Genomic DNA, 20,381 nt, shown 5'->3' with positions numbered 1-20,381 from the left:
GTTTACATTTTGTCCGGCGCGGACACTCCGACCAAAGCCAACGCATTGGAGATAGTGATCTTGATCGCCGAAAGCAACTGGAGACGGGCTTGGCTCTGTTCCGCGTCTTCCGTAATAACCCGTTCCGCTTTGTAATAGCTATGGAACTGGGAAGCCAACTCGTATACGTAACGGATCATCGTGTGCGGAGCATAGATCCTCGCTGCTTCCGCAACCGTCTCGGGAAGTTCGCCGATCTTCCTCAATAGATCATATTCTTGCTCCGTATCCAATCTGCCGATCGCCGCGTCCTGCCAAGGAACGATCGCGATCCCTTGCTCTTCCGCTTGGCGGAAGATGCTGCAAATGCGGGCATGGGCATATTGTACGTAGAATACGGGGTTCTCGTTCGATTTCGATACCGCAAGATCCATATCGAAATCCAGATGGGAATCCATGCTACGCATCGTGAAGAAATAACGGATGGCGTCCACGCCGACTTCGTCCATGAGATCCTCCATCGTAACGGCTTTACCGGTACGCTTGGACATCTTCACTTTCTCGCCGTTCTGGAACAAGCTTACCATCTGTGCAATAAGCACCGTCAGTTTATCCGGATCATTGCCTAACGCAGCCATCGCCGCTTTCATGCGGGGAATATAGCCGTGATGATCCGCTCCCCATATATTAATCATTTGATCATAACCGCGCTTATACTTATCCATGTGATAAGCGGCATCCGGCGTCAAGTACGTATAGCTCCCGTCGTTCTTGACAAGAACCCGATTCTTGTCGTCCCCGAAGGTAGTCGATTCGAGCCATACGGCCCCTTCTTCCTCGTAGACGTGGCCTTGTGCTCTGAGAGCAGCCAGAACCTCGGTCACTTTGTCGTTCTCGTAAAGGGATGTCTCGCTATACCATTCGTCGAACTGAACACCGAAGCGCGCCAGATCGCGTTTGATTTTAGCCAATTCTTTCTCGAGCCCGTACGTACGGAAATAGTCGAAGCGTTCCTCGTCCCCCAACGAAAGCAGGCGATCCCCTTCCTCCGCTGCCAATTCCTTGGCAAATCCGACGATATCCTCGCCGTGGTAGCCATCTTCCGGCATCTCCGCCGCTTGACCTAGAGCTTGGCGATAGCGAGCCTCGATCGAACGGGCCAGATTGTTCACCTGGTTGCCGGCATCGTTAATATAGTACTCCCGCGTCACGTCATAACCGGCTGCCGACATCACGTTGCAGAGCGCATCGCCTACCGCGGCGCCACGGGCATGACCAAGGTGAAGACTGCCCGTAGGGTTCGCGCTAACGAACTCGACTTGGACTTTCTTCCCTTGTCCGGAGTTTACTGCTCCGTATTTGCTTCCCTGCGTAAGCACTTCACCGACGATCGGGTGAAGGTAACTCTTGTCCAACCGGAAATTAATAAAACCCGGTCCCGCGATTTCCGCGGATTGAATGGAAGCGCGGCCGGAACCCAATTTCTCTATGATCGCTTCCGCGATCTGCCTAGGATTTTTCTTGGCGATCTTCGTCAATTGCATCGCAAGGTTCGTTGCCAGATCTCCGTGCGATTTGTCCTTCGGCACTTCCAAAACGATTGTCGGCAATTCATCCTTAGATGACACGAGCCCCGCTTCCAGCGCCGCGTCGGCAAGCGCTTCTTTAACAGCTGCTTGTAATTGTTCTAATACGCTCATCCTGCTTGTACCTCCCGAATATCGAGTCGGATGTGAAAGCTACCGACCGTCTGATCTTGCATAAGCAAGTCATATTTCCATTCAATGACGCCACCGGACTCCGAGATATCGATAACCAGATCCGAAGTCGAAGCGTTCACCTCTTGCGGGCCATAGGGCGTCTCCATCCTCCCCGGCAACGACTCGCCTTGGCGAAAACTCAATTCGACGAAAATCGATCCTCGTCGCCTGAGCCGCAATTCCCGCGGATGGATAAACAGGGTGTTGGCCGATTCGACGCCATTCTCGTCCGGCGGTTCCCGGTACACTAGCGTCCATCCGGTTTGCAGCCGGTACAATTCCCCCTGCAGGTCGAACCGTTGCGCTTCGCCCTCTTGCCGACTATGAAAGCCGACGGTTACGCTCCTTTTGTCCGGCATTGTTTCCTCTCCCAAATCCCTTTACTCTTGTTAATACTATATACAGATCGTCCAGTCAATTCAAATAGTTATAGAATGATTCAAGCCCCGAATCTTACCTTTTCCGCACTTCCGTCAATCGGAATTGGCCTACAAGCTGCTGCATAAAGGCAGTAATAGCTTCAACATGATCCGAAGTATGCCGAACGTTGACGATGTCCGTCAGAAGCTCTTGAACTTGGCCTTCCACTTCCTTAGAAATCGCGCGGTTCTCGATACTGACGTCCGCCACCTTCTCCATTAGAACGACGACCTCGTCAATGACCTGGGTCTTAAGAGAGTCGTCCGCTTTCGCATCGCTGAGCGTTTCCGTCGCGGCCGCGACCAACGCGGTTCCTTCAGACACGACCTTCGTGCCTTCGGTTATCGAAGAATACGCTTCATGCGCATGCAACGATATTTTCTCCACGAAGCCGTGAACCTCTTCCGTAGATTTGCGCGTCATATCGGCAAGCTTACGAATCTCGCTAGCCACGACAGCGAAGCCTTTGCCATGCTCCCCGACTCGCGCCGCTTCAATAGCCGCATTAAGCGCAAGTAGATTCGTCTGGGAGGAAATCTCTTCTATGACATTCAGTACGTCGCGGATTTCGTTAGCCGTATCCATAAAGACGCGAATCGTCTTGTTCGTATCGGCAACGCGTACGGAAATCTCCGACATTTTGTCCCCGATACGTCCGACCTCGCCCTGCGCGATCGTTATTTGCCCCGAGGCTTTCTCCTCTAACATATGCAGCGTTTGGCGCATTTCGTCTGCGACATCCTTCGCGATGTCAATATCCTTAAGCTGCCTGCGAAGGCTACGAATCATGTCGTGGACTTTGGCGCTTACTCGCTCCGTCGAAGAGGCCGTGCTAACCGTCGACTCGCTTAGAAGCAATTGACTGGAGGAAACGTCGCCCGCCGCCAATTTCACTTTAAGCATGACTCCTTCCAAAGAATCGATCATGTTGTTAATCCACTTGGCCAAATCGCGGGATTCATCGTTGTCGAATTCGCGCGTATCCAACCTTTGGGTAAGATCGCCCTTCCCTTCGGCGTTAATGCGAATGAAACGATTGATTCGACGAATAGGATTAACGATTTTCTTGGCGGTACGCCGATGTACCGAGCTAACGACGAATGCGCCGAATATAAGATTAAACGCCAATGCGCACAAAGCGATGGAGAAGGTCGAGACTTGCCCGGCAATCAGGAACAGCAACATCGCGGATACGAGCCCGAATCCACCTACCAGTGCGGCATGGGGCAGTAGCTGTCGCCAAGCGATCCCCCTAATCCGGTAGACCTCTTCCAAATCGCCTTCGCACATTATCCCCCACACGTCGGGACAATGCGGCAATTGAAACGTAACCCCCTTGCCGATGACCGGGATATGCCGATAATCCGAATAGCCGGGAAACTTCACGAACAGATTGCTTCCGTTTCTAATTGTGTTGGCCACTCCTGGGTGCAGCTCGCCCGTTGCGGGATCTGTGAACACGAGCTCCAATTCCGTATGCTCCTTGACGGAAACGATCCCCCAATCCGTCGTCACTCCGTCTTTAAGGTTCTCCCCGTGGGTGAAGGTCCGATCTTCGAACCGGCTGCGCGACAAGGCCGTTCCTAACGCAATATGATGATTAAGTCCGGGCTTGGCCATAAAAATGTAATTGTCTCCGGAATCCGGGTACACATGTCCGGATTCCCTCTGGATCAGATCCCCGATGACATCGTTAGGGACGCGCGCGCAAAGCGCTCCGGACCAGGCTCCGTCCTTAATGATCGGCTGAATGAACAACAACGTCATCTTGTCATGAAATGCCGAGGAGCGCGAACCGATCTCAACCGTCAACGGATCTCCATAGGGACCGAATAAGCAATTTCGAGGTGCTCCTCCATCGCCTTTGGAATAATTCAACCCCTTGGCAATAAGAGACCCCTCTTCGTATTCACGGCCTATGTGGGAAGAATACGTCGAATGGACCACCGTGCCTTGAGCATCCAGCAAGAAAATTTCCGTAAGATCGGAAGCTCTTGAGTAGGTGGTCTCGAATAAGCGCATCCAAACTTCCCCATATCCTTGGCGGCTGTCTGTTTTTCCATTCGGGGAAACATTGCTTTCTATTGATATTATCTGTTCGCTCAATCGTTCCAGATGTCTCCAGCATTCTCCGGTCCAATCTTTAAGCACATCTACGCGAGTTTCGGCAATCCCTTCGAAAATATCCTCAACATCGTCGACCAATTGCGAATTCAACCGAAAAGACCGCCACAAAGGCAACCCTTGCTTCCATCCCATCCATCCAAACATCCTTCCACCCCATATCCCATATGTGCAAATTCTTTTGTGTTAGATATTGTAACACAAGAATGCGGGATGAAGGGTAAAATTTACATTTCATTCGATAAACTTCGACAGAATCCAGCGGATAACCTCACATATCCAAAAAAACCCCAAGCAGCAGCGTTGCCGCAGTGCTCAGGGGCTCAAAACTATGTTATTTAACTTAACAAATTTACTTTACGAAACCAAGCAACATTTCCCGAATAATCTTCGAAGCGACTATCGGCGTCATTTCCGTCGGATCATAGATCGGGGCTACTTCGACTAGGTCGAAGCCAACGACGTTCACGCCGGAACGAGCGATCGCGTGAACCGCCTCGAGCAATTCCTTCGACGTGATGCCTCCCGCTTCGGTCGTTCCGGTTCCCGGAGCCGCCGAAGGATCAAGAACGTCGATATCGATCGTCACGTAGACCGGACGTCCCTTAAGCGAAGGAAGCTCCTTCTTCAAGGGCTCGGCCACCTCGAACGGATGGAAGTGGATGCCCGATTCCTGAGCGTAAGTCCAATCTTCCTTCGAGCCCGAACGGATCCCGAATTGATAAATATTGGACGGACCCATTAGCTCGGCCGCTTTACGCAAAGGCGTAGAGTGGGAAAGAGGCTCGCCCTCGTAGTCCTCGCGCAGGTCGGTATGGGCATCGAAATGGATAATCGCTAAATCGGGATACTTCTTGTAAACCTCTTGAATGACCGGCCAGCTAACTAAATGCTCGCCGCCGAGGCCAACCGGAATCTTGCCGTCCGCCAGAACTCCGCGGACGAAATCTCCGATAATGTCGAGGCTCTTCGCCGCATTGCCGAAAGGAAGCATAAGATCGCCCGCGTCGAAGTAAGCCAGATCGACGATGCTGCGATCCAGGTATGGGCTGTATTCTTCCAATCCGACGGAAGCTTCGCGGATTCTACCCGGACCGAATCTGGAGCCGGGTCGGAAAGATACGGTGTAGTCCATCGGCATTCCGTAGATGACGGCTTTGGAAGCCGCATAGTCATCCGAACTGCAGATGAATACGTTGCCGGAGTATGCTTGATTTAAGCGCATGGTGAATCTCCTTTAAAGTTAGATGAATTCGTTACGAACGATGCCGCGAGCGCAGGCGCCGCAAGCCCATTCGGACTTATTTCGTCAAATCTTCGACGAATTTAGGAAGCGCGAACGCGGCCTTGTGCAGGCGCGGCGTGTAATATTTGGTGTCGAGCTCAGGAATCTTGCTCTCGTCCACGGCCAGCGGATCGTATTTCTTGCTGCCCATCGTGAATGTCCACAGACCGCTCGGGTAAGTCGGAATGTTAGCGATGTACACGCGAACGATGCTGAACACTTCTTTGACGTCGCGGTTAACACTTTGGATCAGGTCCGCTTTGAACCAAGGGTTGTCCGTTTGCGCCACGAAGATCCCGTCTTCTTTTAACGCGTCATAGATGCCTTGGTAGAAACCTTTAGTGAACAGATTCACAGCAGGACCGACCGGCTCGGTGGAATCGACCATGATCACATCGTATGTATTCTTGTGATCATGGATATGCATGTATCCATCGTTAACGATGACTTCGACACGAGGATCTTCCAATTTCCCCGCGATAGACGGCAAATATTTTTTAGAGTACTCGATGACTTTTCCGTCGATGTCGACCAAAACGGCTTTTTTAACTTGCGGGTGCTTAAGAACTTCGCGAATAACGCCTCCGTCGCCGCCGCCCACAACAAGCACGTTCTCAGGATTCGGATGAGTAAATAGAGCCGGATGAGCTACCATCTCATGATAGACGAATTCATCCTTCTCGGTCGTCATGACCATCCCGTCCAGTACGAGCATGTTGCCATACTCCTCGGTTTCGATCATCGCCAGCTCTTGAAAGTCCGTTTGCTCGTGGACCATCGTTTGTTTGATTTTCATCGTAATCCCGAAATTGTCGGTTTGTTTCTCCGTGTACCACAGTTCCATGGAAGACATGCGATCCCTACTTTCTATAACTGAAAATGCCACCGTTTTATTGTACCAAACTAGATGTATTATATAAAACTTGCGCAGTTTTGCAACCCAATCCTGTAAACTGCACGTTAAAGCTGTTTGTTTGTGTAATTTTCGCAATGGATACGCTATACCGCTTGCAGTTTGCCGTCTTCCAGCCATTCGAAAGTTTGGGGCGGATGGATAACCCGAGGATGCCTTTTCCATACTAGAAGAAGTTAGGAGTGATCATGGCGACCGGAAGAGGAGGGGCACGAGATGGAGAATAACGCAAAACAAGCGAAGAAACCATTAACAAAAGCACGCTGGGAGAACCTTCGGCGGAGATTAGGCTGGATGACGCTTTTTGCGTTAGTTACTTTAACGGCGGGCGGCGCCTTGTTCTTCCGGTTCGGCGATTTGCCCGCGGGAGCAACGATGCAATCGACGCAGATCGTCGACGCGAACGGTCAATTACTCGCCTCCCTGCAAGGCGGAGTCAACAGGCAAATCGCTAAGCTCTCCGACATTTCCCCTTGGCTCGTAAAAGCTACGCTAGCCGTCGAAGATCGTCGTTTCTATGAACATGCCGGAGTAGATCTGCGAGGGTTGGCAAGAGCGGCATGGGTGGATATGCGCCATATGTCGAAGCAGCAGGGGGCTAGTACGCTAACCCAACAATTAGCGCGCAACCTCTATCTGTCCCATGAACGGACTTGGACCCGCAAGCTCAAGGAGGCTTGGTACGCCGCAAAGCTGGAGCAGACGTATTCCAAGAACGAGATTCTGGAGCTTTATCTAAACCAAATATACTATGGTCACGGGGCGTACGGCGCTGAAGCCGCCTCCAGACTCTATTTCAACAAATCGGCCAAGGAACTAGACATTGCGGAAAGCGCCCTATTGGCCGGAATTCCCAAGGGACCTCGCTATTACTCGCCGCATCTCCACCTTGACGATGCGAAGGCCAGACAGCGTATAGTATTGCAAGCGATGCAGGATACAGGCCAACTTTCCAAGGCGCAAGCGGCCCGAGCGGCAATACAAACCTTAAACGTACGGCCGCTGCCGGAGGAAGAAGAACGTGCCGCTCCCTACTTCGCGGACTACGTGAAGAAAGTCGCCATCGAGCAACTCGGCATTGATGAGCGGCTTATGAACGAAGGCGGCCTTACGATTCGCACTACACTTGATGCGAATGTACAGCAGAAAGCCGAAGCCGCCATCAAAAAAGGGCTTCAAGGCGGCAGCCCCGAGTTGCAAACTGCCTTGATCGCGATAGATCCCCGTAATGGCTATATTAAAGCGATGGTTGGAGGCAGGAACTATCGCAGCAACCAGTTCAATCGCGTGTTCGCCGGTACGCGGCAACCCGGCTCTTCCTTCAAGCCGATCCTGTACGCTTCCGCATTAGAGCAGCATGCGGTTACTCCTGCAACCCGTTTTCGCAGCGAGCCGACCTTGTTTTATTTCGACCACGACCGTCAGATCTACCGTCCGAGCAACTACAACGGACATTATTTCCACGGAGAGATCGGCATGCGCCAAGCGATCGCGGCATCCGATAACATCTATGCCGTCAATACGATCATGCAGGTAGGTCCGGAAGCCGTCATCTCGATGGCACGCAAGCTGGGCATTACATCGACTCTGAAAGCCGTTCCGTCACTTGCTCTCGGCACTTTCCCCGTAAGCCCTTTCGAGATGGCTTCCGCTTTCTCCGCCTTTGCCAACGAAGGTCGCAGGGCTGATCCAATTGCCATCACGAGCATTCGCGACCGTAATGGCACAGTGTTATACGAATCCCATCTGCGCGAAGAGCAAGTGGTTACCCCCGCACTGGCCTACGTCACGACGCAATTGATGGAAAGCGTGTTCGATCGCGGGGGCACCGGCCATCGGGTAGCGAACATGCTGAAGCGTCCGGTAGCGGGAAAGACGGGTACGACCGATTCGGACGCCTGGTTCGTCGGTTATACGCCGGAGCTTACGACAGCCGTTTGGATCGGCTATGATCGCGGCAGAGCTATCACTTCGAGCGAAGCCCATCGAGCGGCGCCGATCTTCGCGCAATTTACGGAGGCGGCTCTGGAAGGAACACCTCCTCATGTTTTCCCTATGCCGGAAGGTGTCGTAAGCGTCTATGTCGATCCCGCCACCAACTTGCTCTCCTCCCCCACTTGCCCGGGCCAAGCCGTACTGGAAACTTTCTTGGCCGGTACGGAACCGACGGAGGCATGCGCTCCGATTGGAGGAGCTAGCGGAGGACAAGAAGGCATCGAGGGCAACAATCGCTCCTTGTGGAACAAATTCCGTCGCTGGGTGGGCGTATAGCTCAGTCACTCATAATAGGACATACAGGGCTTAGGAGGATCATAATCACTCCTTGGTCCTTTTTTGATTTTCACCTTAGCCGCATCTACTCTCTTCTTCCCGGCTGATTCATAATGAGATAAGATGGAAACGGAATCATTTTCCAGTTACGGGGAGGTCCTATCCTGTTGAAAATAAAAGTCCTGATCGCGGACGACAATTCCTTCATAAGAGAAGGCATGAAAATCATTCTAACCACGTTCGAAGATTTTGAGGTCGTAGGCACGGTTGCCGACGGGGCGGAAGCGGTAACTTTCTGCCGAGCCCATGAAGTCGACGTTGTACTATTGGACGTGCAGATGCCGAACATGAACGGCGTTGAAGCAACCCGGATTCTGACCGCGGAGACCAAGGTCAAACCGCTCATCCTGACGACGTTCGATGACGACGAATGTATTCTCGACGCCGTCAAAGCCGGGGCCAAAGGGTACCTCCTCAAGAACAATGACCCCGAGCGCATCCGGGATGCCATTAAGAGCGTGCACCACGACCATCACGTCCTGCAAGATGTCGTATTGGACAAGATCAAGACGAGCTTGATTTCGGGTATCGCGAATTCTCCAAGCGGCACCGTAAACGAGCCCCCTCCATCACTTGCCCCAATTGCGCGTAACCATACTAGCCATAGCTCGATAGACCGAAGCCTTTTCACGGAGCGCGAACTCGATGTAATGGCCCAAATCGCGAAGGGCTTATCCAATAAAGAAATCGCCAAGAAGTTGTTCATCTCCGAAGGAACGATCGCCAATTATATTACTTCCATTCTGAACAAGACCGGCCTTGCGCATCGTACGCAAATCGCGATCTACTACTTAACGGGCGAAGTGAGAATGTCGGACGAATAGGAGAGCTACCCCAATGGAACTTTGGATTATCGGCAACAAGGCGGGTCTGCTTGCCTATATGATCGCGGTTTCCTTTACTCTGAATTCCACCGACCATCCATGGTTCACGCTCGCCTGCCTGTTATACGTATGCTTGAATATCGCGATTCCGATCTTCAAGCGGAGCGATCCGAAGGTCTTGTTGTCCGTCGCCTCGGCCGTATTCACGTTCATCTGCGCCTACCTTCTGAATCCGGCATTCATTTTGTTGCTTCCAGTCAACCTCTATGAGCTAACATGGCTTTTCGGCGGAAGGAAGATTTCATTCGCGCTGGCTTCGCTTCTCCCGATCCCTTTCGTCTCTTCTGGGCTGATCCCTCTCTATTTATTAACAACCTTCCTAAGCCTGCTTCTATTCGGATTCGGATGGCAATCGACGGAGAAGCTTCATCGGGCCAAGACCGAACAGGAAAAGATGCGCGAGGAACTGCATAAGCTTACCCGCTCCCTCGATGACAACAATGAATATATACGCCAATCCGAACATACGATCAAGCTTGAAGAACGAAGCCGCCTATCCCAGCAAATCCATGACGATATCGGTCACGCGATGGCCGGGGCGCTAATCCAGATGGAAGCTTCGAAGAGGCTTCTAGCTACCGATCCGGACAAGGCCGCCGAACTCCTGCATAACGCGATAAGCATCTCTAAAGAAGGACTGGAGAGAATCCGGTTAACGTTAAAGGATTTGAAGCCTAGGTCCGAAGAACTTGGGATTAATCGGTTAAGGCTCATCGCGGATGAACTGTCGGCCAAGCATACGGTGAGGGTCACGTTATCCCACGAGGGAAATATCGACGTTATTACGCCTATCCAGTGGAAAATCATACAGGGGAACGCCATCGAAGCGATTACGAACTCGTTGAAATACGGCAAGTCCTCCTCCATTCATATCGAGGTTCAAGTGCTTAACAAATTCGTTAAAACGGTCGTTACCGATAACGGAATCGGCGCGGACAAAGTCGTTAAAGGGCTTGGCATTATCGGTATGGAGGAAAGGGCCGCTTCGGTGGGAGGAACCGTCATCGCGGATGGTACTAAGGGATTCAGCGTGACGACTCTTCTGCCTCGCGGAGTCTAATGACTTTTGTCATGCCGCACAACATGAGGAATGTCATATCAAAGGGTGAACTTATGCACTGACATAGGGGCATCCTTTTTCTTTACAATACAATCATAACCAATACGGTAATTCAAAAAACAAATGGAGTGATTCGGATGAACGTGTTAGAGATCCGTAACTTGACTAAGAAATTCGGCGATTTCATTGCCGTAGACAATATGTCGCTTAACATTCGCGAAGGAGAGATTTTCGGATTCCTCGGCTCGAACGGAGCGGGCAAGAGCACGACGATCAACATGATCTCCTCCTTGCTGCGCAGCACCAAAGGCGATATCGAAGTTCTCGGTCGGAACATCGCGACGAACGGCAAATTCGCCAAAATGAACATCGGCATCGTCCCCCAGGACATTTCCATCTACGAAAATATGACTTCTTACGAGAACGTGAGCTTTTTCGCCGGACTATACGGCCTAAGAGGAAATCTTCTAAAAGAACGAACGGAGGAAGCGCTCGACTTCGTCGGGCTCGGCGACAAAGCGAAGAGCTTCCCGAAAAACTTCTCGGGTGGCATGAAACGCCGACTTAACATCGCATGTGCCATCGCACATAGACCGAAGCTTATCATCATGGATGAACCGACGGTCGGAATCGATCCCCAATCCCGTAACTACATCTTGAATTCGGTCCGCAAGCTGAATGAGATGGGCTGCACGATCATATACACGAGCCACTATATGGAAGAGGTCGAAGAAATCTGCACTCGCATCGCCATCGTCGATCATGGCAAGATCATTGCGGACGGCACGAAGGAGCAGTTGAAAGCGATCATTACCGATACGAAAAACATCTGGATCGAGATCAAAGCAACCGACTCGCCCTCTATCGATTCGCTGAAACAAATCCAAGGCGTCATCACAGCGCAGCTCGAAGATAACACGATCAAGATCAACTCCAAGGGCGAGATCAACAATCTCAATCGCGTCATTCAACAGCTGATCAAGGACGGAATCGAAATCCGTTCGGTCGAAGAGCAAGCACCTAATCTGGAGACCGTATTCCTGACCTTGACCGGCCGGAATTTACGCGACTAAGGAGGCGAATCGTTATGAATATCCTGAATGTCGCCCTTAAAGAGATTAAATCCGCAACGAGAGAGAGGCGTACGTTGCTGTTCATGCTCGCCTTCCCTATAGTATTGATGCTCATTCTCGGCACCGCGTTATCGAACGTGTTCTCCGGCAGCGCCATCGTCGGAGAGATGCAGTTACTTTATAAGATCACGGCGAACGAGCCGCAATTGACGCAATCTTGGCAAAGCTTCTCCCAAGAGATCGAACGGCAAGGCATTAAGATCATCCCTGCCGAAGCCGGCATGAACGGCCAGGACCTCGTTAAAGACGGGCAGTATTCGGCCTATGTCGAGCTTGAGTCCGACGGGATGAAGTTCTACGGAAGCAGCAAGCAATCGATCGAAAGCAATGTTCTCCAAGGCATGTTAACCGCATTCGCCGATCGTTACAACTTAGCCGCTTCAGCGATCAAATCAGCTCCTTCCGAAGCGAAAGCAGTCATGGAGAGCATTCAATCGAACGACGAATTCGTCAACGAGACTTCGTTAGACCCAGATAAAACCCCCGGCGCCATGGATTATTACGCCATCTCCATGACGACGATGATCGCTCTCTACTCCGCTTTGTCGGGCTCCTTTTTATTCCGCAGCGAGAGAACGCGCCAAACGGCCATTCGCTTAATGGCTGCGCCCATTAGCAAAGGAGAACTGTTCGCGGGGAAAGTCATCGGATGCACGATCATTAACCTGCTGTGCGTATCGATCATTATTCTGGTCAGCAAATTCGCGTTCCACGCCAACTGGGGCGACCATATGGGCTTGGTATTCCTTATCCTAACTGCCGAAGTGCTCTTGGCCGTAAGCCTAGGCTTAGGAGTCAGCTATCTCGTTCAAGGAGAGAAATCCCGCTCGGTCATCATGATCTTTACCCAGATCGCTTCATTCGTGGGAGGAGCTTATTTCCCTGTAGGCGATTCGGATAGCATCATGGGAATCGTAATGAATCTATCTCCGCTAAGATGGGCGAACGAAGCGATTATGAACTTAATTTATTCGGATGATGTCTTGGGGGCTTGGCCGACGATTGGAATCAACGTTGCCATCGCCGCGGCTTTCCTGCTCATCTCGGCTCTAATCATGCGTAAACGGGAGGCGTTATAAAATGACGGATATTCTATGGCTCATACGCAAAACATTGCGAAATACATTTCGCAATAAGTCCAGCTGGCTCGTGTATCTCGGGTTGCCGCTTGTCGGCATCCTGATCTCTTCGCTCCTATATGGCAGCACCAATGGAAACACGCTTCGCATCGGCATCGTTAACAACGACGGCAATCAAGTCATTACGCAAGACGCGATCAAGTTCATCGAGGGCTTGAATCAAATTAAAATCACGATGACGGATGAAAAATCGCTGCGCAGCGACATCGCCTCAAATAAATTGGATAGCGGTTTGGTCTTTAAGCAAGGGTTTGCGGATAGCCTACGTACGGGAAGCCACGGAGAAGCGCAGGTGGATATCGTATCCGTGAAAGGCGCTCAAGTTACAGCTTACGTCAAATCCATGTTGCAAAATTATATCGGAAACGTTGCCGCCATCGGCAAAGGCACGCAAGGCAATGAGGCTACGTTCGACAAGCTTTATGCCGAATACAGCGCGCACAACTTCAAACTCAACGCCGAGACGATCGAGGATACGTCGAACCAGAAAGATATGACTTATCAAACGATCGGATTCCTGGTTACGTTCATGCTGTTCTCCGCCGTTAACCTGTCCGAGCTCATTCTGAAGGAGAAGGAGTCCCGCACCTTCCTTCGTCTGATGACATCGCCTATATCGGCCAGAACCTACGTCCTCTCCAACGTAATCGTTAACGTGCTCATCATGCTGCTGCAAATCGTGTTCACCTTGTTCATGATGAAAAACGTATTCCACATCGATTCCGGCATTCCGTACGCGCAATTCATTCCGGTTCTTCTCCTGTTCGCTCTCGCGGCTGTCGGGCTATCCCTCGTTATGGTAGCTTTCGCCAAGAGTACCGCAGGTGCCGGAGCGATGCAGAACTTGATCATCGTACCGACTTGCATGCTCTCGGGTTGTTTCTTCCCGATGGAGATTATGCCGGATTCGATCCAGAAAATATCGAACTTCCTCCCGCAGCACTGGCTGCTGGATGCCATCAACAAGCTGCAGAGCGGCGAAACTTTCGGCAACTTGGGCTTGAACCTCGCCATCCTATTCGGATTCGCGGTCGCATTCTCCCTCATTGCCATCTATCGGTTCAGTCGCAATAACGATACACGCATGTTCGTATAATATGAAAGAAGCCCCCACCCGATCGATGAGATCAGGTTGGGGGCTTTATCGTTTAAAATCAGTTAGACCAGCAAGTCCTTCAAAGCTTGGGGAGAATGATCCCACCACTCCGCGTTATGCTCTACGAGCAGCTTGCGAAGCGCTTCTTTCTCCACCGGTCCGATGTTATCCAGCATATATTTGCGTTTGAGCGAAGCATCCAGACGGTTCACGTGATCAGGCAGCAGTTTCCAGCCTCTTCTCGCTTCCGTGTCGATCAACATCTCGCAAGAAGTCGCGCCCGCGTAGTAGGATCCGTTCTCGTTGCGGTCAACGGCCACCCATACGATCCAAGCAGGACGGCCATTAGGCACGTTAGCTTTGTCGGGAGAAAACTTGATCCCCTTCTCGATCTTGCTCTTCGCGTGCATCGCGCCGACGTCGATATAGGCTTCTCCTTCGTCGATGATCACGCAGGCGACTTGGCTCAGATCAATCGATCCCGCTCCGAATCCTTTATGCTCCTTGTTGCTGACGACGTTAAGCGACAGCTTCTTCTTCTCAACCGGTTTCTCTTGATTTTCCATCGTTAACCTCCATAATTTGCCGATAGATATGAAAAAAACCGGGCTCTAGATCTCCAAATCCGAGATCTTACCCGCTTCTTTTTTGCTTGCGTATAGATGAGAACGTATGTTCTACCTATTTTAGGCAATCCTGTACTCAACATCATAACAAAACGGAAAACATAAGTCTATTGTTTTTATCGAAAATGCGCCACAATAGGTGAAGTCAATATTTAACGCAAGGAGGCAATCGCACTATGGAAACGCAAAATCCCCTCTTCGAAGAAGAGAACCAACGACTTCAAGATACGTTTCAGGAAATCGAACGGCAACGCTCCAGCATCGGTCCCGTATACCGTGGCCATGATTTCACGGAACAATTGCTCGAGGAAAAACGGGAAGAAAGCCGGCAAAGACTGGATCTGCTCGGCAACGAACCTTATTTCGGACGGCTCGACTTCCGGGAGGAGGGCAAACCCGAGCCGCTACCGTTATACATCGGCAAACGGGGAATGGACTTGCAGAAGACCGGCGAACCTTACGTCATCGACTGGAGAGCGCCGGTCGCCAGCTTATTCTACTCGTTTACCGGAGGCGACGCCTCGGTATCCTATGATGCGCCCGACGGGACGATACATGGCGACATCTACCGCAAACGGAACTTATCCATACGGGACAAAAAACTAGGAAGAATCGTCGACAGTTACGAGCGCGGGGGCGATAACATCGGCTTGAACGACGAGTTTCTTCTTTATAAGCTCGGCGATAAGAAAGACAACCGATTACGCGATATCGTATCCACGATCCAAGCGGAGCAAGATCAGATCATCAGGGCTCCAAGATACAAGGCGTTGATTATCCAAGGTGCGGCAGGTTCCGGTAAGACGACGGTCGCCTTGCATCGCCTGGCGTTCCTGCTCTATCAATACCAGCAGCAAATCCGAGCGGAACGAATGATTATTTTCGCGCCGAACACGATGTTCCTGGATTACATTTCCGGCGTTCTGCCGGAGCTCGGAGTCGGACATGTCAAGCAAACGACCTTCGTGGAATGGGCATTGGAACGGCTTAACGCTAACGTAAGATTAGCGAAAGACACATCGGAAGGCAACCATTGGTTCTCGCTGGACGGCGCAAGACCGTCGATCGACGATGAAACGCCTGGTCGGTTCAAAGGATCTATCGCTTTTAAAGAGCTGCTTGATGAGAAACTTAAGCGTTTCGAAGAGAACTTCCTGGAGGCGCAGCCTTTCGAAGCTTGGGAAGGACGCATTCTATCCCCCGACACGATCCGCGAATGGTTCGAGGTAGAATACCGCCATTACCCGCTTGCCACCCGCCGTGACAGGGTAGCCGCGAGAATCAATCGCTGGCTTGAAATGCAGCTGAATACGATCGGAGATCCGAAAATTCGCAAGGACAAGAGCAAGACGGGCAAGCAGCGGCTGCGCGCCTACACGAACAAACTTCCGAAGGCCGATGCTTTCATTTTCTATCAAAGCGTATTTGCTTCAGGGGCAGATGAGGGCGGCATTCCGAAGAAAGTGCTTGAGGGGACGCAGAGCTATTTGAAAAAAGGCTTCGTACAACCTGAAGACCTAGCTGCGCTAGTGTGGATTCACTACAAATTCAACGGTTCCGAGAATCTCGCTTTCGATCACGTCGTCGTCGATGAAGCGCAAGATGTTTCCCCGCTTCAGATCGCTCTCTTAAACACGTTCATGAATGAGCCCTCCTTTACGATTCTTGGCGACTTGGCGCAGGGCATCCATGCCTATCGTGGCGTACAACGTTGGGAGGAACTATCGGATTTGTTCGCCGAGGAACACCGTTCGTATCACGTTTTGCGGCAAAGCTACCGTTCCACGCTGGAAATCATCGAATTCGCCAATCGGATTCTGCCTCATACTGAGACCGGTCTGCCTCCCGCGGTGCCGGTATTCCGAAGCGGAGATCCCGTAGATATTGTCCGTCTGGAACGCGAGGAGGAGAAGATTCCTTTCATCGACTCTTTCATTCGGGATAACCGAGAGCGCGGCATGAACACGATCGCGATTATCGGGCGTACGAACGAAGAGTGCGCACGACTTCATGAAGAGATGGTGCAAGCCGGAATCGAAGCCAACTTGATTAGCGAAGGCCAAACCCAATATCGCGGTGGCGTTACCATCGTGCCCGTCTATTTGGCCAAAGGCCTCGAATTCGACGCGGTACTCATTACCAACGCGAATGAACGACAGTATGCGCTAACCCCGCAGGATGCTAAACTGCTCTATGTCGGCTGTACCCGCGCGCTTCATCGATTGACCCTTTACTACTATGGCCAAGAGACTGAGTTGCTCGCTTAACATCGCCGGACGCAAAAAATGAAAAACCCTCTGCGGATAATTACAAATATAGTATATTAATAGGATAAGAGTTTTATCTCATTAATCTAATTCCATTTGGAAAGGGCGCCTTTATATGTATCGATATCGGCCATTATCCGCAGGGCTTGCTTTGGCTGTTCTACTTTTATGTCTCCAATCCATCTTTGTCCCTAACGACGCGAATGCGGCCTCGGGCAATCAATTGAACCTCGTGATCCGTGATTTCACCACAAAAGCACCCAACACACATCCTGACTTCGAGACCTACAACAGCGGGCTTAAAACCGGAATCTTGTCGCCGACTCTTGGCGCGGATAAGAAGCCGATTTATGTCGGCGGTACTAATTCTGGTACTGTTACGAGCTCTTCGACCTTCAACTCGTGGTTCAACGATGATCCTCGGTTTAATAAAACAACGACGGACACTTTGATCTTAGCCGACGATTCTACCCCCGGAATCTATAAATTCGATAGCCCGAGCTACTTTCCGATCGACGGATTGTTGTGGGGAAACGAGAACAATGACGGGTACGGGGTCTCTCGTAACTTCCACTTCACCATAGAAGCACATAGCAAATTCATCTACCGGCCGGGGGATACTTTGACCCTCATCTCTGACGATGATGCTTGGATTTTTATCAACAATAAACTTGCGATTGATTTAGGCGGTGTTCACGGCCTCTTAACTGGCACTATTGATTTAAATGCGACGAACGCCGCGACCCTAGGATTAATCCCAGGTCAAGTCTATGATTTCGATCTCTTCCGTGCCGAACGCCATACGAGTGCATCCTCGCTCAAAATAACTACGAACATTGAATTTTTCGACGCGCTTCCGGAAACGACTCTAGCCGAGCCTACTATCACGGCTTCAAGCGCGAGCGCGACTTTTAGTTTCTCCGGAACGGGCAACTCCTTTGAATGCAGCTTAGATTCAGCTATCTATGGAGCTTGTCCTTCTCCTAAAAGTTATAGCTCTCTATCGGACGGGAACCATACCTTCTCCGTTCGCTCAATCCTGTATAACGGCGTTGCGGATCCGACTCCCGCTACCTACACTTGGACCGTGGACACGACTGCGCCGGATACGACAATCTTGACGGGACCTAGTTCGCCTACTGTTAGCAGCAGTGCTACATTCGGGTTCAGCAGCAACGAGAACGGTGTCTCGTATGAATGCAGTTTGGATGGAGCAGCCTATAAAGCTTGCAATAATCCTGAGACGTTTATTGGGTTGAGCGATGGCAGCCATACATTAAGCGTTCGGGCGCGCGATTCGGCAGGCAACGTAGATCCTACTCCGGCCACGTACGCATGGACTGTTGATTTACCGGACACGACAATCGTGACAGGCCCGGATTCATTAACGAATAGCGTTAACGCTGCATTTTCTTTTACTAGTAATAAGAACGGCGGCACGTATGAATGTAACTTAGATGGAACTGCGTTTTTACCATGTTCGTCTCCCTTGACGCTTAATAACCTAGCCTATGGAGATCACGTCTTACTAGTAAGAGCGATTGATGCGTTCGGTAACGTCGATGCGACCCCGGCTAGCTACACTTGGAAAATTACGAGCGTTCAAGCCGTTGGACTTCAATTCTCGAACACTACTTATTCCGTGGTGAAGGGAAATACCCAATCAACGAAGCTCACCGTCACGAATTCCGATCAGACGACCTCGGATGTGACGGACAAAGCGATCTATTCTATAGCCGATTCGAGCATAGCTACGATTGATACGAAGGGAATCTTCACTGGGTTAAACGTTGGGGATACCGTCTTAACCGCCACATACGGAGGCTTGACGACTAATACAACCCTTCGGATCAATAGTAATCAGTCGGGTAGTCCAAGCGGTTCGGGCGGCTCTATCTCCCCTGCCCCGCAGCCAGAATCCTTTAATTTCGAGGTCCTGTCTTCCGACGGATCAACCACGAAGGTATCGATTACTTTAGATGAAGTTAAGAAAGGCTTCGTAGTCTTAAAGACGGACAAGCCGGATATGAAGGTTATTATCCCCGCTTCCATCATGGAGCGTATTCGATCGATCAATCCGAATACCTTGCTGACGTTTCAATCTTCGCTCGGTTCCATTACGTTGCCGATTGCAGAGTTGAACGTAACTGCGTTAAGCGAGCGGCAAGGGATGGATCGTTCTAAAGTACAAATGACGGTATCGATTGCGAATACCGACAAGGACAACTTAGGTAAGCTCGAAGAATCCCTTAAGAAGAAACAAGCTCGCATTCTCGTCACCCCTGTAGAATTCCACGTACGGATTGGCGACGGAAGCGAGAAAACTGCCGAGCTCGACAACTTCGAGCATTACGTGGCCCGCACGATTGATATGGGAATCGTTGCCGCATCTCCAACCGCATCGGGCATTTGGTGGAACCCGGACTCGGGCGAATATCGCTTTGTCCCTTCTCACTTTGAGAAGAAGGATGGACATACCGTTGCCGAGTTAAGAAGGCAAGGATTAAGTACTTATGCGGTCATTGACCGCCAAGTCACGTTCCCCGACCTCAGCAAGCACTGGTCAAAGGAAAGCGCCGAACGATTGGCTGCGAAAGGGATCGTGGAGGGACGAGGCAATGGTAACTTCGATCCAGAGAGCACCATTACGAGAGCAGAAGTATCCGCATTGCTCGTTCGTGCTTTGGGCTTAATCGACTCGACAGACGTTAGCCCGTTCCGAGACATTAAGGGTGAATGGTATTCTTCCCCGGTAGCTACCGCCTATCACGCCGGTTTGATCAAAGGAAACGATAACGGAAATTTCCGTCCCAATGATGGAGTCACGCGTGAAGAACTCGCGGTAATGTTGTATCGGGCAGCTCTGTACACGGGATCTGAGCTGAAGCCGGGGACTGCCGTCACATCTGCGAATCTGAACTCTGTGTCACCTTGGGCTAACGATGCCGTTCGCTTCAGTCTTCAATACGGCATTCTGACCGGAGACAAGCTTGACGAATTGAACCCGGGCGGAAAGGCAACACGTGCGGAAACCGCACAAATGCTTCTTCGGATGTTGACTGTCGTGGAGTTCGTCTAGACGCACCTTCCGAGCCTACAACACGGAAGATTGGAGCTGTAGTTGGGTTTTGCCGGGCTGCAACGCCGATAGCGTGGTAAATTAGAGCTGTAGTTGGGTTTTGCCGGGCTGCAACGCCGATAGCGTGGTAAATTAGAGCTGTAGTTGGGTTTTGCCGGACTACAGTGCCAATAGCACGATAGATTGGAGCTGTAGTTGGGTTTTACCGGACTGCAGCGCCGATAGCGCGGTAAATTAGAGCTGTAGTTGGGTTTTGCCGGACTACAGTGCCAATAGCACGATAGA

General features: G+C 51.2%; 14 protein-coding genes. 8 read left to right on the top strand and 6 right to left on the bottom strand.

Annotated elements, in window-relative coordinates; genetic code table 11:
* Positions 1 to 2: 2 nt before the first annotated feature.
* The 5 genes from argS to speE form a co-directional block, all read right to left on the bottom strand.
* Positions 3 to 1,679 carry an arginine--tRNA ligase gene (gene argS / locus L3D05_RS20445; RefSeq protein ID WP_239618181.1) on the bottom strand — a complete coding sequence of 559 codons (1,677 nt, stop codon included), beginning with the start codon at positions 1,677 to 1,679 and terminating at the stop codon, positions 3 to 5.
* On the bottom strand, positions 1,676 to 2,098 hold the full coding sequence (locus L3D05_RS20440) for a YwiB family protein (protein ID WP_239618180.1): 423 nt from the start codon (positions 2,096 to 2,098) through the stop codon (positions 1,676 to 1,678). The genes argS and L3D05_RS20440 overlap by 4 nt, the downstream gene beginning before the upstream one ends.
* Positions 2,099 to 2,192: 94 nt before the next feature.
* Positions 2,193 to 4,430, bottom strand: a complete 2,238-nt coding sequence (locus tag L3D05_RS20435; RefSeq protein WP_239618179.1) for a methyl-accepting chemotaxis protein — start codon at positions 4,428 to 4,430, stop codon at positions 2,193 to 2,195.
* Between the two features lie 205 nt (positions 4,431 to 4,635).
* Positions 4,636 to 5,508 (bottom strand): agmatinase, encoded by an 873-nt coding sequence (gene speB, locus L3D05_RS20430; protein ID WP_239618178.1) that lies wholly within the window; start codon positions 5,506 to 5,508, stop codon positions 4,636 to 4,638.
* A 76-nt stretch (positions 5,509 to 5,584) separates the two neighbouring features.
* Positions 5,585 to 6,412 carry a polyamine aminopropyltransferase gene (speE, locus tag L3D05_RS20425; protein WP_239618201.1) on the bottom strand — a complete coding sequence of 276 codons (828 nt, stop codon included), beginning with the start codon at positions 6,410 to 6,412 and terminating at the stop codon, positions 5,585 to 5,587.
* Positions 6,413 to 6,697: 285 nt separating this feature from the next.
* On the opposite strand from speE, the gene L3D05_RS20420 reads away from it, so the two are divergent.
* The 6 genes from L3D05_RS20420 (at position 6,698) to L3D05_RS20395 (ending at position 14,124) form a co-directional block, all read left to right on the top strand.
* Positions 6,698 to 8,752, top strand: coding sequence for a transglycosylase domain-containing protein (locus tag L3D05_RS20420; RefSeq protein WP_239618177.1), 2,055 nt, complete (start codon positions 6,698 to 6,700; stop codon positions 8,750 to 8,752).
* A 167-nt stretch (positions 8,753 to 8,919) separates the two neighbouring features.
* Positions 8,920 to 9,636, top strand: coding sequence for a response regulator transcription factor (locus tag L3D05_RS20415; RefSeq protein WP_239618176.1), 717 nt, complete (start codon positions 8,920 to 8,922; stop codon positions 9,634 to 9,636).
* Between the two features lie 13 nt (positions 9,637 to 9,649).
* Positions 9,650 to 10,756 carry a sensor histidine kinase gene (locus L3D05_RS20410; RefSeq protein ID WP_239618175.1) on the top strand — a complete coding sequence of 369 codons (1,107 nt, stop codon included), beginning with the start codon at positions 9,650 to 9,652 and terminating at the stop codon, positions 10,754 to 10,756.
* Positions 10,757 to 10,893: 137 nt separating this feature from the next.
* On the top strand, positions 10,894 to 11,829 hold the full coding sequence (locus tag L3D05_RS20405) for an ABC transporter ATP-binding protein (protein WP_239618174.1): 936 nt from the start codon (positions 10,894 to 10,896) through the stop codon (positions 11,827 to 11,829).
* Positions 11,830 to 11,843: 14 nt separating this feature from the next.
* Positions 11,844 to 12,968, top strand: a complete 1,125-nt coding sequence (locus L3D05_RS20400; RefSeq protein WP_239618173.1) for an ABC transporter permease — start codon at positions 11,844 to 11,846, stop codon at positions 12,966 to 12,968.
* 1 nt (position 12,969) lies between these two features.
* Positions 12,970 to 14,124, top strand: coding sequence for an ABC transporter permease (locus L3D05_RS20395; RefSeq protein WP_239618172.1), 1,155 nt, complete (start codon positions 12,970 to 12,972; stop codon positions 14,122 to 14,124).
* Between the two features lie 62 nt (positions 14,125 to 14,186).
* Here L3D05_RS20395 and L3D05_RS20390 read toward each other — a convergent pair whose 3' ends face one another.
* Positions 14,187 to 14,690 carry a YwhD family protein gene (locus L3D05_RS20390; protein WP_239618171.1) on the bottom strand — a complete coding sequence of 168 codons (504 nt, stop codon included), beginning with the start codon at positions 14,688 to 14,690 and terminating at the stop codon, positions 14,187 to 14,189.
* A gap of 236 nt (positions 14,691 to 14,926) precedes the next feature.
* Here L3D05_RS20390 and L3D05_RS20385 point away from each other — a divergent pair, with 236 nt between their 5' ends.
* A complete protein-coding gene (locus L3D05_RS20385) occupies positions 14,927 to 17,017 on the top strand; it encodes a HelD family protein (RefSeq protein ID WP_239618170.1) in 2,091 nt (696 codons plus the stop codon).
* A gap of 115 nt (positions 17,018 to 17,132) precedes the next feature.
* A complete protein-coding gene (locus tag L3D05_RS20380; RefSeq protein ID WP_239618169.1) occupies positions 17,133 to 20,096 on the top strand; it encodes an S-layer homology domain-containing protein in 2,964 nt (987 codons plus the stop codon).
* Positions 20,097 to 20,381 lie beyond the last annotated feature (285 nt).

It is taken from the genome of Cohnella mopanensis (genome assembly GCF_022352055.1).
GTDB classification, from domain to species: Bacteria; Bacillota; Bacilli; order Paenibacillales; family Paenibacillaceae; genus Cohnella; species Cohnella mopanensis.
Note: the sequence above shows the minus strand (reverse complement) of the source record. Positions and strands in the feature narration are given on the sequence as shown.

Bases quoted from the DNA above. Each gene is read 5' to 3' on its own strand.
- argS (WP_239618181.1), bottom strand. From the start codon at position 1,679: ATGAGCGTATTAGAACAATTACAAGCAGCTGTTAAAGAAGCGCTTGCC.
- L3D05_RS20440 (WP_239618180.1), bottom strand. From the start codon at position 2,098: ATGCCGGACAAAAGGAGCGTAACCGTCGGCTTTCATAGTCGGCAAGAG.
- L3D05_RS20435 (WP_239618179.1), bottom strand. From the start codon at position 4,430: ATGTTTGGATGGATGGGATGGAAGCAAGGGTTGCCTTTGTGGCGGTCT.
- speB (WP_239618178.1), bottom strand. From the start codon at position 5,508: ATGCGCTTAAATCAAGCATACTCCGGCAACGTATTCATCTGCAGTTCG.
- speE (WP_239618201.1), bottom strand. From the start codon at position 6,412: ATGGAACTGTGGTACACGGAGAAACAAACCGACAATTTCGGGATTACG.
- L3D05_RS20420 (WP_239618177.1), top strand. From the start codon at position 6,698: ATGGAGAATAACGCAAAACAAGCGAAGAAACCATTAACAAAAGCACGC.
- L3D05_RS20410 (WP_239618175.1), top strand. From the start codon at position 9,650: ATGGAACTTTGGATTATCGGCAACAAGGCGGGTCTGCTTGCCTATATG.
- L3D05_RS20405 (WP_239618174.1), top strand. From the start codon at position 10,894: ATGAACGTGTTAGAGATCCGTAACTTGACTAAGAAATTCGGCGATTTC.
- L3D05_RS20400 (WP_239618173.1), top strand. From the start codon at position 11,844: ATGAATATCCTGAATGTCGCCCTTAAAGAGATTAAATCCGCAACGAGA.
- L3D05_RS20395 (WP_239618172.1), top strand. From the start codon at position 12,970: ATGACGGATATTCTATGGCTCATACGCAAAACATTGCGAAATACATTT.
- L3D05_RS20390 (WP_239618171.1), bottom strand. From the start codon at position 14,690: ATGGAAAATCAAGAGAAACCGGTTGAGAAGAAGAAGCTGTCGCTTAAC.
- L3D05_RS20385 (WP_239618170.1), top strand. From the start codon at position 14,927: ATGGAAACGCAAAATCCCCTCTTCGAAGAAGAGAACCAACGACTTCAA.
- L3D05_RS20380 (WP_239618169.1), top strand. From the start codon at position 17,133: ATGTATCGATATCGGCCATTATCCGCAGGGCTTGCTTTGGCTGTTCTA.